The organism is Lentilactobacillus farraginis DSM 18382 = JCM 14108 (assembly GCF_000583655.1).
Lineage (GTDB): Bacteria > Bacillota > Bacilli > Lactobacillales > Lactobacillaceae > Lentilactobacillus > Lentilactobacillus farraginis.
Window position 1 is genome coordinate 17,840 of the sequence record NZ_BAKI01000030.1, and the last position, 14,549, is coordinate 32,388.

At 40.6% G+C, this 14,549-nt stretch carries 12 protein-coding genes, 1 tRNA gene, 2 pseudogenes and 2 riboswitches; of the genes and pseudogenes, 3 read left to right on the plus strand and 12 right to left on the minus strand.

Annotated features, from left to right (window positions below; genetic code table 11):
• Window positions 1-51 precede the first annotated feature (51 nt).
• Both JCM14108_RS09775 and JCM14108_RS14105 read left to right on the plus strand, forming a co-directional pair.
• Complete coding sequence (locus tag JCM14108_RS09775) at window positions 52-702, plus strand: DUF6198 family protein (RefSeq protein ID WP_035180567.1); 651 nt, start codon at window positions 52-54, stop codon at window positions 700-702.
• A gap of 61 nt (window positions 703-763) precedes the next feature.
• Window positions 764-1,579, plus strand: coding sequence for a hypothetical protein (locus tag JCM14108_RS14105; RefSeq protein ID WP_051996127.1), 816 nt, complete (start codon window positions 764-766; stop codon window positions 1,577-1,579).
• A gap of 139 nt (window positions 1,580-1,718) precedes the next feature.
• On the opposite strand, the gene JCM14108_RS09785 is transcribed toward JCM14108_RS14105, so the two are convergent.
• From JCM14108_RS09785 to yycF, 12 genes and pseudogenes are all read right to left on the minus strand, one after another.
• Window positions 1,719-3,044, minus strand: a complete 1,326-nt coding sequence (locus tag JCM14108_RS09785; protein ID WP_035180570.1) for an NCS1 family transporter — start codon at window positions 3,042-3,044, stop codon at window positions 1,719-1,721.
• The gene (gene allB, locus JCM14108_RS09790; RefSeq protein WP_035180573.1) at window positions 3,041-4,426 is read right to left on the minus strand and encodes an allantoinase AllB; all 1,386 of its coding nucleotides are present in this window, start codon (window positions 4,424-4,426) and stop codon (window positions 3,041-3,043) included. The genes JCM14108_RS09785 and allB overlap by 4 nt, the downstream gene beginning before the upstream one ends.
• Before the next feature lie 55 nt (window positions 4,427-4,481).
• A riboswitch (TPP riboswitch) is annotated at window positions 4,482-4,572 on the minus strand.
• A 32-nt stretch (window positions 4,573-4,604) separates the two neighbouring features.
• On the minus strand, window positions 4,605-5,159 hold the full coding sequence (locus tag JCM14108_RS09795; protein WP_035180575.1) for an ECF transporter S component: 555 nt from the start codon (window positions 5,157-5,159) through the stop codon (window positions 4,605-4,607).
• A 138-nt stretch (window positions 5,160-5,297) separates the two neighbouring features.
• A riboswitch (TPP riboswitch) is annotated at window positions 5,298-5,387 on the minus strand.
• Window positions 5,388-5,515: 128 nt separating this feature from the next.
• Complete coding sequence (locus tag JCM14108_RS09800) at window positions 5,516-6,106, minus strand: uracil-DNA glycosylase family protein (protein ID WP_035180577.1); 591 nt, start codon at window positions 6,104-6,106, stop codon at window positions 5,516-5,518.
• Between the two features lie 23 nt (window positions 6,107-6,129).
• The gene (gene rlmH / locus JCM14108_RS09805; protein WP_035180578.1) at window positions 6,130-6,609 is read right to left on the minus strand and encodes a 23S rRNA (pseudouridine(1915)-N(3))-methyltransferase RlmH; all 480 of its coding nucleotides are present in this window, start codon (window positions 6,607-6,609) and stop codon (window positions 6,130-6,132) included.
• Window positions 6,610-7,260: 651 nt separating this feature from the next.
• Window positions 7,261-8,523, minus strand: coding sequence for a S1C family serine protease (locus JCM14108_RS09810; RefSeq protein WP_035180579.1), 1,263 nt, complete (start codon window positions 8,521-8,523; stop codon window positions 7,261-7,263).
• 87 nt (window positions 8,524-8,610) lie between these two features.
• Window positions 8,611-9,414: an MBL fold metallo-hydrolase gene (locus JCM14108_RS09815; RefSeq protein WP_420805519.1), complete on the minus strand. Its 804-nt coding sequence runs from the start codon at window positions 9,412-9,414 to the stop codon at window positions 8,611-8,613.
• A 21-nt stretch (window positions 9,415-9,435) separates the two neighbouring features.
• Entirely contained in the window at window positions 9,436-10,272 is an 837-nt protein-coding gene (locus JCM14108_RS09820; RefSeq protein WP_035180581.1) for a two-component system regulatory protein YycI, read from the minus strand.
• A 21-nt stretch (window positions 10,273-10,293) separates the two neighbouring features.
• A complete protein-coding gene (locus JCM14108_RS09825) occupies window positions 10,294-11,334 on the minus strand; it encodes a YycH family regulatory protein (protein ID WP_500778296.1) in 1,041 nt (346 codons plus the stop codon).
• 41 nt (window positions 11,335-11,375) lie between these two features.
• On the minus strand, window positions 11,376-11,594 hold the full coding sequence (locus JCM14108_RS15440) for a hypothetical protein (RefSeq protein ID WP_237745796.1): 219 nt from the start codon (window positions 11,592-11,594) through the stop codon (window positions 11,376-11,378).
• A pseudogene (gene walK / locus JCM14108_RS09830) lies at window positions 11,584-13,436 on the minus strand (cell wall metabolism sensor histidine kinase WalK). Before walK ends, JCM14108_RS15440 begins: the two are co-directional and overlap by 11 nt.
• A 38-nt stretch (window positions 13,437-13,474) precedes the next feature.
• A pseudogene (yycF, locus tag JCM14108_RS09835) lies at window positions 13,475-14,190 on the minus strand (response regulator YycF).
• A gap of 228 nt (window positions 14,191-14,418) precedes the next feature.
• On the opposite strand from yycF, the gene JCM14108_RS09840 reads away from it, so the two are divergent.
• Window positions 14,419-14,491, plus strand: a tRNA-Lys gene (locus tag JCM14108_RS09840).
• The last annotated feature ends 58 nt before the right edge of the window (window positions 14,492-14,549 follow it).

The following is a 14,549-nucleotide window of genomic DNA, read 5'->3' on the forward strand; positions in this document are numbered from 1 at the left end:
AATGGGTATTAAGGGGATGTTATTATTAAAAATTCGCTAAAACAACGCTGGATTGGCCTGATATCCGGCTTAATACTAAACGCTTTTGGAAACGCATTGACCATTTCCGCCAACATGGGAAGCGCGGTTTGGACGGCTTCTGCGGTTAATTATAGCCGTTGGTTTAATGTCAATGTCGGTATCTTATTGTTTATTATCGGCTTCCTTAATACGGTTACCAACCAGATTCTCATTAAACATTGGGACTGGCCACGGTTTGTCGGTGAAATTGCTTATGTCTGTTTTTTCAGTTACTTCGTCAGTTTATTTGTAACCGTCTTTAATTCTTTTGGAATTGGCGCTTTACCTATCATTATCCGGGCTGTCCTATCTTGTCTGGGAATTGTTTTCTTCTGTATTGCCATTTCACTTTATCAACGGGCTAATATTTTAATGCACCCAAATGATGATACAACCAACATTCTCCGTTTTTTCTATCTCCGAAAGAGTGCAGTGGCGGCGCAATTAGTCGATTTTATTCCACCAATTGTCGCAATGATCGTGTCGTTTGCCGTGACCAAAAACCTTTATGCAGTTAATGTTGGAACTATTTTTTCAATTCTGTTTAACGGCCTGATTATCCAAACTGCTGATAAATATGTCTGGCCAAAGCTTAAGCATAATTTCAAAACACTTTCTCAAAATCCTTCAGAGGATAATTGATCAGCATCTCATCTCTTTTTAGTTATTTAAATGTTATGATTGAACTATGGAGGTGTTAAATTTGAATAAAAAATTATATTTGATGATATTAGCTTTATCCTTAATCGGTTTATTTAGCTTTACAAAAACAACCGCACAGGCAGCCGGCTACCAGATTGTCTCAAACCAAGCTGCAAGCCGGATTGAACCACTTCATAATGCGAATCCCCAGTCCCACTATATGTGGAATCTGTCTCATACAGTTAAATTACATAACTTGAAGAACTTTCCGAATACAACATGGACATTAAAACGGGTTGCGATTCTTTCACACAACGGTAAAAAAGCAGTGTATTTTAACGTTACTGATCGAACAGGTCAATTTAACGGGTGGGTTTGGCATGGATTTCTTGAATTTGGACCTTATCAGTACCACGAAGACCCAAATGCCGATGGTTTAAATCTCATTGATCCTGCAAATAATGCCGCCAATTCAATGCTTTCAAATTATGTACTAAAAAAGCTCTTTAATGACGGATATCGCGGCCAAAATGATTTAATGAAATTGGCTTACTACTATGGTGATCAGCGAGCAAGCAACGCAACCATCTCGTTTAAAGACGCCGTTGCTACTAAGAGCTTAACCATCAATGCCGCCAATTTGATTGGGATGTTTGAATACCCGGTATCCGACATTGTTAACCTAATTGATCCCGCAACCAAAGATATGCTCCTCGAAAAAACCGGGAACGGAGAACTCGGAAATAACATAACACTTCAAATAGAAAATTTTCTAAAAAGTAATCAGTCAAATCAGTTTGGTTTGTGGCTGAATTTATCTGGTAGTATTTCTAATGGAACATTGGCTTTGGATTTAACCTGCATTAGTACAAAGTAACGATTGATTAATCAATTCATAACCATAAAAATAGATCCGACTGGAAACCGTAATAAAGTTTTCAATCAGATCTATTTTTCGTGGTTTATTAAAATAACACTTATACCATGTTGATAGCCATTATCCTGTTCGAAGCACTTTAAGCATCCGACAGCTCATTTTTATCGTACCTCAACAGCCATAATACCAGCCACGAAGTAAGAAAGCCAATCGGCCAACTAAGGTTCACACCCACTAAGGCCAGAACAGCACCGGTAAACAAGGCAATAATCGGTTGAATAGATGCTTTAACCTTTTGCTCATCATACAAATCGCTAACCGTTACTTTTTTACGACGTTTAACGTAGTATTCATTTAAAATAATAGCCGTCATTGGTCCCAGAAAAGCCGAGTATGTTTTAATAAAAATTGTTAAACCGGTTGAAGAACTATCCTGTACCAGCAGCCACGGAAAACTCAGGCCGGCCAGTAAGGCCACAATCACCAACGATAGCCGTTCTGGTAAATCAAACCAGGCATTTAGGACATACGTCGGTGGGATAATATTTGCCACTAAATTGGTGGTAATTGTTCCCAAAACGATAAAGGCGGAAACCACAACGGTAACCAAATCGTTGTTAAATAAATGAGCCATTGCGTGAACCGGACTTGAAATCCCAGTAACCACCGCCAACAAAGCACCGGTCAATACAGTAATCCCATAAGCCACAAAGATTGGAATGAAATAAAGTACCGCCCGCCGCTTATTTGACAGCCCCGCTTGAAGCTCACGGGAATAATCCGCGGCAGATTCGAAAACTGCCGTATAATTTCCCAAAAAAGCAACCACAAATCCCCAAAAAGTCGGCCCCCAAGTGCCTTTTACATAAATCATTCGATTAGAAAAGACCGCCGCTTTTTGTGTAATCAGATACGCCAGCATCCCAATCAAAAGAACTGCCATGAATAAAGAAATCCCAGTCGCAACTATCTTAATTGACTTAAATCCTTTAATTGAAATTAACGTCTGAATTATTAATAAAACAACAAAGAAGACCGCCGGATTATCGTAGCCACTGGTAATTTTAGCAATTTGATTAAGCGCCAACCCACCGGTCCAGCTTTGAAATCCGTACCAAACAATTGCCGGAATTCCCCGCAGTAAACTGGCCAGTTTCGACCCCAACAAGCCAAAGGTCAGCCGTAATTGGATAACGTATGGTGAACCGGTATAATACCCAAAATGATCGTTTAATACAAAAATAACGGTAATAATGGCAATCGCAATACCGGCCGCCAGAATCGTTTGTAACAGGTTCATTGTTGCCACGCCTGCCACCACGATTGATGATCCCAACGTGACATTTCCAATATTAAAACCGTCCCCCAACCACATCGCCATGTAGGCAAGCTGACCAACGTGCCGATCGGTTCGCGTTCGCGGTTTTAGATCTGGTGAAATTGAAAGTGATTTTGCTGCATTCATTTTGCCCCAACTCCAACCCGCTGTTTAGTCAAAAATTTTCCGGTTGGTTGATAATGGAAACCTTTTGCCAGGGTATAGATAACCCGACCTCTCAAAATCGTAGTCGTCACCCGGTCGTGAATCGTAAAACCCGTGTATGCACTAATCTTGTTCTTATAATATAAGTCTTCAGGTTTCAAAATATAGCTCTGATTAGGGTCTAAAAGTGTAATATCCGCATCATAGCCAACCTGAAGTTTACCTTTATTAGCAATTCCGAAAAGGCTGGCTGGTCTTTCAGCGATTAATTTAACAAAGTCGACAACCGGCAACCCACGTTTCTTTACGGCCTCATCGTACAATAGGTCAACATTATTCTGACAGCCGCTCACACCACCCCAAATATCGAAAATATTATGGTCGGGACTTTCTTTCATCGACATCGGCGCCGGTGAATGATCTGATCCAATCGTATCAATTTGACCGTCAAATAATTTCTTCCACAGTCCTTTAACAATTTTTGGATCCCGCAAGGCCGGCGAACACTTCGCCAACGGACCAATCTGTTCAAATTGATTTCGATCCAAGATTAAATAGTGAGGGCATGTTTCACAAGTAACTGTTTGACCGCTTTTGCGGGCCGCGGTTACCCGCTCAACTGATTCAGGTGTTGATAAATGTACAAAATGCAGGTGGACATTAGTCTGTTTGGCAAGGTACAACGCCCGATTAACTGCTTCAATCTCAACAAACGGCGGTCGTGAATCAACATAGTCCTGAATTTGTGTCTTGCCTTCGCTTATTTTTTCAGCTGCCAAGCCGTCTGTAATGGCGGCATTCTCGGCATGAAGCAAAATTGGTAATCCTGTCTTACCAATTTCCTGCATCCCTTTCAGCAGCTGATAATCATCAACATTTTTAAAATCACCGGGAATATCCGAACCGGTAGTTGCCATAAATGCTTTAAAGCCCATTGCACCTTCATTTGCCATCTTCTGAATTTCAGTAAGATTTCCAGGCACCAAACCGCCATATAACCCAAAATCAACGTAGGATTTGCCTTCAGCGATTTCTTTTTGTCGTTTAAATTCTTCCCCAGTGGTTCTGGCAGGTAGGGCATTTAAGGGCATTACCAGCATTGTCGTTGTGCCACCGGCAGCTAAGGCTTGTGATCCGGTATGATAATCTTCCCAGTCACTTCTACCAGGTTCATTAATATGAACGTGTGAATCGATCATACCAGGTAACACCATTTGCCCAGCAGCATCGATAACGTGCTCGGCTTGATCAGCTAAATCATTTCCAATCGCGGCAATTTTATCATCTTGAATTGCCAAATCCGCGTCTACAACTTGTGTTGGTGTCACAACATGACCATTGGTAATAACGAGCGAATATTCCATAAAAAATCCTTCCTCCAAGATATGCCGAGAAAGACAATATTGATATTTCCTATGTAGAATTATCAAGAAGTCTTCCTCCGACAGTCCAAACTGTATCAGGTTCAATGGGTATTATCTCAGCTATAAAAGCACCCCAGACAACTAATAAAATTAATAACACATCAGCTAAAGTTTTAGCCTATTTTGAAACATTGAAATGTAAAACAGATGATCGTTCAACCAACGAAAAAATCATTTTGACTAAAACAGCCCCAAAAACAATGTCGGAAACCAATCGCACAGAGAACAAGGCAATCACCATTGGAACTGAATACTTAACGTATCCCAAACGGAACAGCTCGTAACCAAAGGCAACAACGGTTGTTGTAACGGCCGATGATAAAAGACTTGCCCAACCCCAGTTACGGTAACGCAAAACAGCAAATCCTAATTCACTTCCAATTCCCTGAACAATTCCTGAAATCAAAGCAGCTGCACCAAAAGTACCACCAAAGAGGACCTCTGCAGCAGCACCCAGCGTTTCTCCAATAATTGCCGAACCGGGTACCCGAACCAGATACATCGTTAAAGGCCCCGCCATAATCCAAAGGCCAAACAGCGCTTCATTGGCAAACGGCCCGATTCCCAAATACAGAAAATTATAAAGCCAATCTGTTCCAACAAAAATCGCCCCAAATGCAATCGCAATGAGCGCAATCAAAATAATATCTTGTAAATGAAACTTCTTTTTCACGATACGTTTTCCTCCCTATCGATGCTTGGCATCTAATTGTTCAAAAAAGAATCATCTGTAAGCCAACAAAAAACTCCCTTCCCTGTATAACGACAGAGAAAGGAGTTTTACCTATAGCTTTTTAACTGAACATGGATAGGTAATAGTTTGTTGTCTTCCTCCGGCAGTACGAACTGCATCAGGTTCAATGGGTATTTCTCAGCCAACGAGGCACCCCAGACAATATTCGATTTTGACACCTTAATTATTACGTAAATGGTGCTGAAAAGCAAGCCCGATTACTATTTTTAGTCAGTTAAAACCCGACCATATTTAAACCAGCTGCTTTTTATAGCCTGGTTATCTTCTAACCGTGATTAATCGGTAGACTGCATCAACTTTTTAACTCTTAATTGTAATTCCGGGACAACCGTTTCTAAAAACCAAGGGTGTTGTTTCAACCAGCCATAATTCAAGGGAGATGGATGAACCAGCGGAAAATATGTTGGTAAATAAGTTTTAAACTGGCGGACTGTTTCAGTCAGATTGCGCTGCCGGCTCTTTTGAAGATAGTATTTCTGTGCGTATTGTCCAATTAATAACTTTAGCTGAACATGTGGCATTAAAGACAATAATGGTTCGTGCCATTTTTCCGCAAATCCTTTCCGTGGCGGTAGATCACCATGAGGGCCCTTGCCGGGATAATAAAAATCCAATGGCATAACCGCAATCTTTCCCGAGTGATAAAATTGTTCTTTGGAAACCCCCAGCCAAGCCCGCAATCGATCACCACTGGGATCATTCCAAAAAACCATGGATGATTGCGCTTTTCGACTTGGTGCCTGGCTAATGATTAAAATCTTAGCAGCTGGCTCAATATGATACAACGGTAGAATACCGGCGCTTGTATATTTCTTATTTTGTGGATCACATTGAATTGCCTGAAAGATTTCATCAGCAGTTTGCATTTATTAATCCCTCCAGATTGAACTTATTTATGATATGGACTTCCCTCATTAATCATAAACGCCCGATAGATCTGTTCCGTTAAAACCAGCCTCATTAACTGATGCGGCAACGTAAACTTTCCAAAGGATATTTGGGTGTCGGCGCGATCCAACACCCGTTGAGAAAGACCAAGCGACCCCCCGATTACAAACGTGATGTCAGAGTGACCGTAAGTTGTTAAGTCTGCAATTTCTTTGGCAAATTGTTCGGAAGACCGCTCTTTACCTAAAATTGCCAGTGCATAAACGTAATCACGATCTTTAATTTTACTTAAAATTCGCGAACCTTCTTTATCCATTACATCAGTCATTTCCGCACGGCTTAAAGATTCCGGCGCCTTTTCATCGGGAACTTCGATAATTTGAAACTTGCAAAACCGTGATAACCGTTTTGCGTATTCGGCAATCCCTTGTTTAAAATACTTTTCCTTTAGTTTTCCAACAACTACTAGTTTAATATTCAATTTACAATTCTCCCAATTTTAAAATCTTCTTGTGTAAAAAGTCACGCTTATAAACAAGTTGTCCACAGAGTTATCCACAGGTTGATAACTTAAACCGGTTTCTTTTTACCCAGCATTTTTTCGAAATATGTCAAGGGCCATTTTATTTATCCACATTTTTGTGGACAACACTCGTTCGCAAAGCCACTTCGCAAACCCTATTATATCAACATTTTAAACGTTAGACAAACCATGTTTTTAAATTAAAAAAAGTTATCCACAAAAACTGTGGATAACTTTTTTGCTTTGGGGATAACTTACCAACAGTTGTATAGCAACAAATAGAAAATCCCCTGTGGATTATCCACAGACTTATCCACAGGGGAAATGTGTACAAAAACCCCGCTTTTTCTTAGGTAGTGAATTTTTTAGAAAATATCTTGCTAAAAGTTCGTATTTACCAATTAATTACGGTTAATTATTTCATTTATCGCATTATCTGTTCGGAAACCTGATAAGCTGGTTAATTATCACTATTCTAACGTTCAGTTTATCGGCATTTTTTCTTAATTCAACTCAGATGAGTATTCGTTTTTACATTTAAAAAGAGCCAAGACCATTTTTAGGCCCTGACTCCTGATACGATAGTCTAATCATAGTGTTGAAACAAACTTACTTACTTGCTTCATTTAATACTTTGTTGGTTGCTTTTTGATTTAACGTAATCGAACCGGTTTGTTTATTTCCTTTATGATAATAAGTTACCGAAATCTTGTCACCAATTTTATGCTTGTACAAAATATCCCGTAACTGACTCTGCTGGGTAATCTTAGTCCCATCCAATTCGGTAATAACGTCATACTTCTTAATACCGGCCCGTTTTGCAGGTGAATTGCTGTTAACTTTTAAGACAACTGCTCCCTGCGTAACGCTCTTTGGCAGTTTAAGAACAGAACGCTGCTGTTCCTCTGAGATATTTGAAAGATCGGTATAACCGATTCCAAGCGCCGGTCGAACAACTTGACCATTCTTAATTAACTGATTAATAATTCTGACAACTTCGTTACTTGGAATAGCAAAGCCCATTCCTTCAACACTGGTTCCCTGTTGATCCTGGGCAAGCTTCATCGAGTTAATCCCAACAACCTGACCAGCAAAATTAATCAATGGACCACCAGAGTTTCCTGGGTTAATTGCCGCATCTGTTTGAATAACAGTTGCGTTTCCAACTTGAGCACCGGATTCAGAAGTTTGCGGCACTTCTCGCTTCTTGGCAGAAATGATCCCTTGGGTAACCGACGTTGCATATTGAGAGCCAAGCGGTGATCCGATTGCAAGAACCGGTTCGGCAACCTTAATATTATCTGAATCGCCAAATTGAGCGACATCCTTAATTTTATTGGAGGTAATTTTAATGACAGCTAAGTCAGTAACGGCATCTTTACCAACAATTTTGGCGGAAGCTTTTGACCCATCACTTAAAATAATCTCCAACGCGTTGGCACCGGAAACAACGTGATTATTAGTAACAATGTAAGCCGTGTTACCACTCTTTTTGTAAATAACACCGGAGCCTTCACTCGAGGCCTCGAGCTCACCACTCTTTTTGGAGGAGCCGCTACTACTCGAACCGCCTTCCAAACCGCCCAAAATCCCGGCTAAGGTATCATCACTTGAACTTTCCCGCTGCAGGTTAATAACCGAAACAACTGTATTTTTAGTCGCGTTAAAGGCCTTTTCTGCTTGTGTGTTGAGGTTCACTTTTACGTTGCTAACCTTGGTATTGCCATTCTTGTTGGTGGAAACCAGTGATGTGCCGGTTCCACTATCATTATTATTGAAGTATGACATGCCACCATAAGTTATGCCACCGCCTAAAGCACCGGCAATGACCGCTGTTACGATAATTTTTCCAAAACCATTTTTTTGTGCCAATGAGTGTGCCCCCTTCGTTTTATTTAAAGTATATACTCTTTTTTTGAAAAAAGTGTGTTCTCAAGTTTATAAAATTCTAAAGGAAATCTAAATAATCATTAAAGGAGAAGCCGTTTCGGGCTCAGTATCATATAGCTTAAAATCTTTGTCAACACCTAAGTCATGATCGGCCAAAATTGACGCCACGGTTAAATGACAAAGCGATTTCATGTTGTTGTGCTGACTGCGATGTCCCAAAAAAATCTTTTTGGTGCGGTGCCCAATAACGTCCAGCATCGTATTTGCCCCGTCAACGTTGGAAAGATGGCCCTGATCGCTTAGTATCCGCTGCTTCAGCGGCCAAGAATATTCGCCGTTCTCCAACATTTCAATATCGTGATTGCATTCCAACAAATAACCATCCGCGTCTTTAATAACCCCTTCCATTCGGTCCGAAACGTATCCCGTATCGGTTAATACAACAAAAGATCTATTGCGATGATGAAAGACATAGAATTGTGGCTCCGCAGCATCATGGGAGACTGAAAAACTCTCAATATCAATATCACCAAAATCCATAACCGTATCCGGCGGAAAAATATTAATTTCATCTTCCGGTATTTTACCGATTCGTGATCGCATTGCGTCCCAAGTTCCCTGATTGGCATACACATTCAAATTGTATTTTCGAGCCAAGACGCCAACGCTTTGACGGTGATCGGAATGCTCATGGGTCACCAACAATGTGTCAACGTCATTAATATCCCGATCAATCGACTTCATAAGATTGGCAATTTTTTTACCGCTTAAACCGGCATCCAACAAAATCTTGTGCTGCGGCGTTTCAACGTAGGTAACATTGCCGGTGCTGCCACTGGCAAGTACACTAATTCGCATATCATCATTTTCCATACTGCTTCTTCTTTCAAACATTTAGTTAACCCCGGAAATTCCTTGACTATTTTTCAAATTTTCATCTGTTTCTTTAATAATCCCACCCGTAAAAGCGTTAATCTTTTTAAGCTGAACTTGCGGTGAATTTTGTGGCTTGATTGCAATAATCCAAGTCGGAATAAAAACCCGATCATCATCAATCGACAGGAGCTTTGTATACCCGAGTTTAGCCCAAGCAACCTTCGTATTATTCGGAATTTCATTGTACTGGTATAGCCAAATTAAAGCACGAATTTCCGAAATGGTTTCTGATTTTTCACGCAAGCTCTTAATGTCTTGTAAGTAGGACTGTGTATAACTGACAATTTGGTTTCGACCATTCAATGTAAATCGAATCTGTGCTTCTGTTGAGTACATCAAACCGCCCATAGCTTTTTGGATATAGACAATACTTCGAGGCGTAGACAGATCTTTACTGTACTGATACTGATCGCCAAAGGCAACGAATGTCGGATCCATCATCAATTTGTCAATCGACTGATGTGGGTTGTTTTTATCGACCTTTACCGGATTTTTAAACTCACTATCCAGTTCATAACCAGCGTAGTGGGGAGTCTGATTCAGTAACTGTCCCATTTGGTTACGCAACGTATCATTTTGAGTACCGGACAAGTAATAAGCAAATTTTTGCTTCTTCGACAAGTTACCAACCTTAATTTGATCATCCTTCATTTCTTTAATAATTTTCGAATCGGAATCCCCTTGAGAAACGTTTTCGGTCTGCATGCTCATATTCTGCTCAAACATCCCAAATAGAAAAATATCGATCGCGATAAACGTTACCAAAAAGATGATTTCTATTCGCTTGAAATTCAAACGGCTCCCCTCCTTCCACTATCAATAACGATTAATTAATGACGAGTAGCTGCGCCAAGATCCTTTATAATTGACGTACCAATCCGGCACCAAATTAATCAACAGCTGTGATGATTTATCACGCTGCCAACCGTAGCCAATCTGTAGATCCTTAATTTCTTTTTCATGATAACCTCTGGCAACTAACCGCCTAATTGCTGTTTCAGTATCCGGCAAGTTGGTATAACCCTGTTTGCTTGGAATTGGCACTTCGGGGTTATCCAGAGAAAACTGCAACCGCTTGGCATTGGCATTTAAAATCTGAGTGGAAATTGTCCCAAAACTATTCGTTCGAAAGATCGGAAACCCTTCAACGAAGGTTCTGTATGAAACCGTTCTTGAATCCGTATCATAATTAAAGAAGTGAACATTATCCAATGGCAGTCCCAAATCAACCAACTGATTATATGAATCATCCAGCACCGGTGTTACACTTTGCTGATCCTTATTATTTCGAAAGTCAGAAAAAGTCCCGATTCTGGTTCGCGAATTAAACGTCAATTGAAGCGTGTTCTGATCGCTATAGGTCACCAAGTTTCGTCGTCGTTTAACGTTTATGTTGCCCTGAGAATCCCGATTATTGAGCAATCGACTGACATAATAGTCTTCAGACTGTCGATCAATCAAGTACTTATATGGCTGCATCGGCACCTGCGCTTTAACGTAAACCATTGGCTGACCATTGAACAATTGAAGCGCAGCCGGCACTCTTCTAATATTCATGTTCAAAACATTATTTAAGCGTTTTAAGCTATGCTGTTTTACCTGAACCTGGTAAACGGCGAAATTTTTATCATTTAACAAATAAATACTGTTTGACTTGTTGGTTGGCAAAACAATTCGGGTTATCTGGTGATTTGGTAATTTTTTGAACTGCTTGTTTGTAATATTACTGATAATCCGAACGGAAACCGGGCTAACATAACTCAACATGATTGAATTCGGCCGGTTTGCAATCTGAAAGTATTTATCTTGAGACTTGGTACTGAGTTTCTTCAAATGAACGTTTTTATAATCATGCATTGTTTTTTGAATTTCAGAAACCGAGTTCACTAATCGGTTAACTAAAATGGTTTGATTTCCGTTGCTATCCGTGTGAATTGCTTGATTCGGCGCGTAAACATAGCCTTCGGTTTGGTCATTTCTTCACTTTGCGTGTTTTGTGAAGAATTCTGCCGATTTTTATAATTGGCGGGATTGGTCCAAATAACAACCGAGAGCGTTAAGCTGATAATGACCGCAATCGTTAATGCAATTGGTATTAAATATTTACTAAACCTCATCCCACAGGTCCTCCTCTTCTAGCGGTTCGTACGGCAGCGCAATGTAAAAGGTCGAGCCCTTCCCTTCAACACTTTCGGCCCATAATTGACCGTGAAGTGCTTCAACAACTTCTTTGGAAATCGCTAAGCCTAAACCACTGCCGCCCTGCTGACGGGAGCGAGCCTTATCAACCTGTAGAAGCGATCGAAAATATGCGGGATATCTTTACGCGGGATTCCCAGACCTTGGTCACTGATGCTTAAAATGACCTTATTACGTGTTTCGTAAAGCCGACAAGTAATGACACCGCCATCAGGAGAATACTTAATCGCGTTATTCATCAAATTATCGAGTACCTGAGTGAAACGATCCGTGTCCAAGTCAACCCAAAGGTCCTGTTTTGTAAAATAACGCTTGATAGTATACATTTTTTCCGGATGTTCATCCTTTTTCAGGATCATATCAAAGCGATTCAAAACATAATTGAATAATTCGTTGATATTGACCAATTCCACATCCATCTTTTGCGTTCCGGAATCCATGCGGGATAAGGTCAGAAGGTCATTGATCATCCGAATCATTCGATCAGTCTCATCTTGCGTCACCTTCAGAAACTTAGGTGCCAGCTTGGGGTCCTTCCAAGCACCGTCATGTAAAGCTTCAATGTATGAACGAACACTGGTTAAAGGCGTTCTTAATTCATGGGAAACATTTGAAACAAATTGTTTTCGGTCCTGATCGATCCGCTGTTGTTCGGTAATATCCCGTAAGACACAAACCAAGCCACTGATAAACCCGGACTCTCGTTGAATCAGAGAAAAATGAGCATGCAAAATGAGACTGTGGTCGTCACTGGAAAAATCAAGAATCAGTTCATCCGGTTTTTCAAGTAAATCCCGCAGACTGTAATCTTTACGAATATCCAAAACGTCCAAAATGGATTTCCCCATCGCCTGACTCTCATCAAGGTCAAGAAAACTAGCGGCCGTTTCGTTAATAATAATAACGTTTCCCCGCCGATCCGTAGCCAAAACACCATCTGTCATATTTGCCAGAACGGAATCCAACCGGCGACGTTCGGATTCTGTTGATTCATGGGATTCTTCAACCCTGACGGAAAGATTATTTACCGCACTGGCAAGCTGCCCAAGTTCATCGTTTCCATAAACGTGAACCTGGCCGGAATAATCACCCCGAGCAATTCGAATGGTTTGCTTTTTCATTTCTTCAATCGGCCTGGTAATCGCCCGGGAAATCACGATTGAAATCAAAAGTCCCAAAATAATCGCAACCGAAGCCGCAAACAGATAAATAACAGTCACACTATTAATGCTCTGGTAAACCGTATCCAAATTAGCTTTGGTATACACAACCCCCACAAGTGCACTACTGTTCCCAGAACTTTTGATTAATGGTGAAATAAGCGTGTAATATCTGGTATTACTCGATGAATCATAGGTATTTTTCTCAACCTTGTGACTGTTGTAAATGGCGTTTTTAACATCATCGTCAGTTGTTTTCTGACCGACAACCGCCTGATTATTAACCTGATTGGTCCCACGAATGGTCCCTTTATTGTCAACAACTTGAATTTGAGCCGTATTATTGCTGTCAGTATCGTTTAGGATGGCCTTAATCCGCCGATTAGCCAACGTTTTATTAGATCGTGACAACTCCGTAATCAATGAATTCTTTACGTAAGATTGTAATTGAACCTGATTTGTAAAGGTCGCCAAGCTTTGATGCTCTAACTGCCTCACAAATACGGCTCCCACAATTTCCAGTGTGACTAATAAAACCAGCGCGAAAACCAACGCGATCTTAACTTTAATTGATTGGTAAAATTTGATTCGGTTATTCACAACCAGCTAATACCCCTTATTCTTATCTTCTCTTGCGTTTACTGTTGGTCGCTTTCAGGATTTCTAAGGTAATAGCCAACTCCTCGGCGGGTTACTAACACGTTGGATGACTTGGACTATCCTCAACCTTTTCACGGAGTCTTCGCACTGTAACGTCAACCGTCCGAACATCACCAAAATAATCGTAGCCCCAAACAGTTTGTAACAGGTGTTCCCTGGTCATTACCTGACCAATATGCTGTGCCAGATAATGGAGAAGTTCAAACTCACGGTGGGTTAGTTCAATATTTTCACCCCGCTTGGAAACCGAATATGCTTCCGGATGAATGACCAAATCACCGATTTTAATATCCTTATTTTCGTCACCTTCATTTGAGTTGCCGCCTGAGGTTCCCTGACGCCTCAAGTTGGCCTTTACACGTGCTACCAATTCACGATTGGAGAAGGGTTTGGTGACATAGTCATCAGCACCCAGTTCAAGGCCCAAAACTTTGTCCAGTTCGGAATCCTTCGCGGTTACCATAATAATTGGTGTATCTTTTGTTTTACGAACTTCCCGGGCAACTTCGAGACCATCGATTTTTGGTAACATCAAATCCAGAATAATTAAATCCGGATCAACTTCATTAACTTGTTTTAAAGCCTCTTCACCATCATAAGCAACAAAGACTTCATAACCTTCTTTTGTTAGATTAAATTTTTCTATGTCGACGATTGGTTTTTCATCGTCTACTACTAATATTTTTTTAGCCATTAACAATTTCTCCTAACATGGATTTCGATATTGTTATTTTTTTCAAAATTTGCACACGCCAACATGATGCTATTATAACACAGTGTCCAAAGTCAGTCGGAACACGGCAAAACGTCCCATTTGTGGTTCCGACAATCTAATATTATCACCACCTTGTATGTGGATTTTTTAAAATTAATGTTGCAAAAATTTTTTCACCATGTTATTATATTTAAGTCGGTTAGTGATGGGCAGTTAGCTCAGTTGGTAGAGCAACGGACTCTTAATCCGTGGGTCCAGGGTTCGAGCCCCTGACTGCCCACTATATTACATAAGCCACTAAATAACAACCACGCTGCTTCAGTGCCGTGGTTGTTATG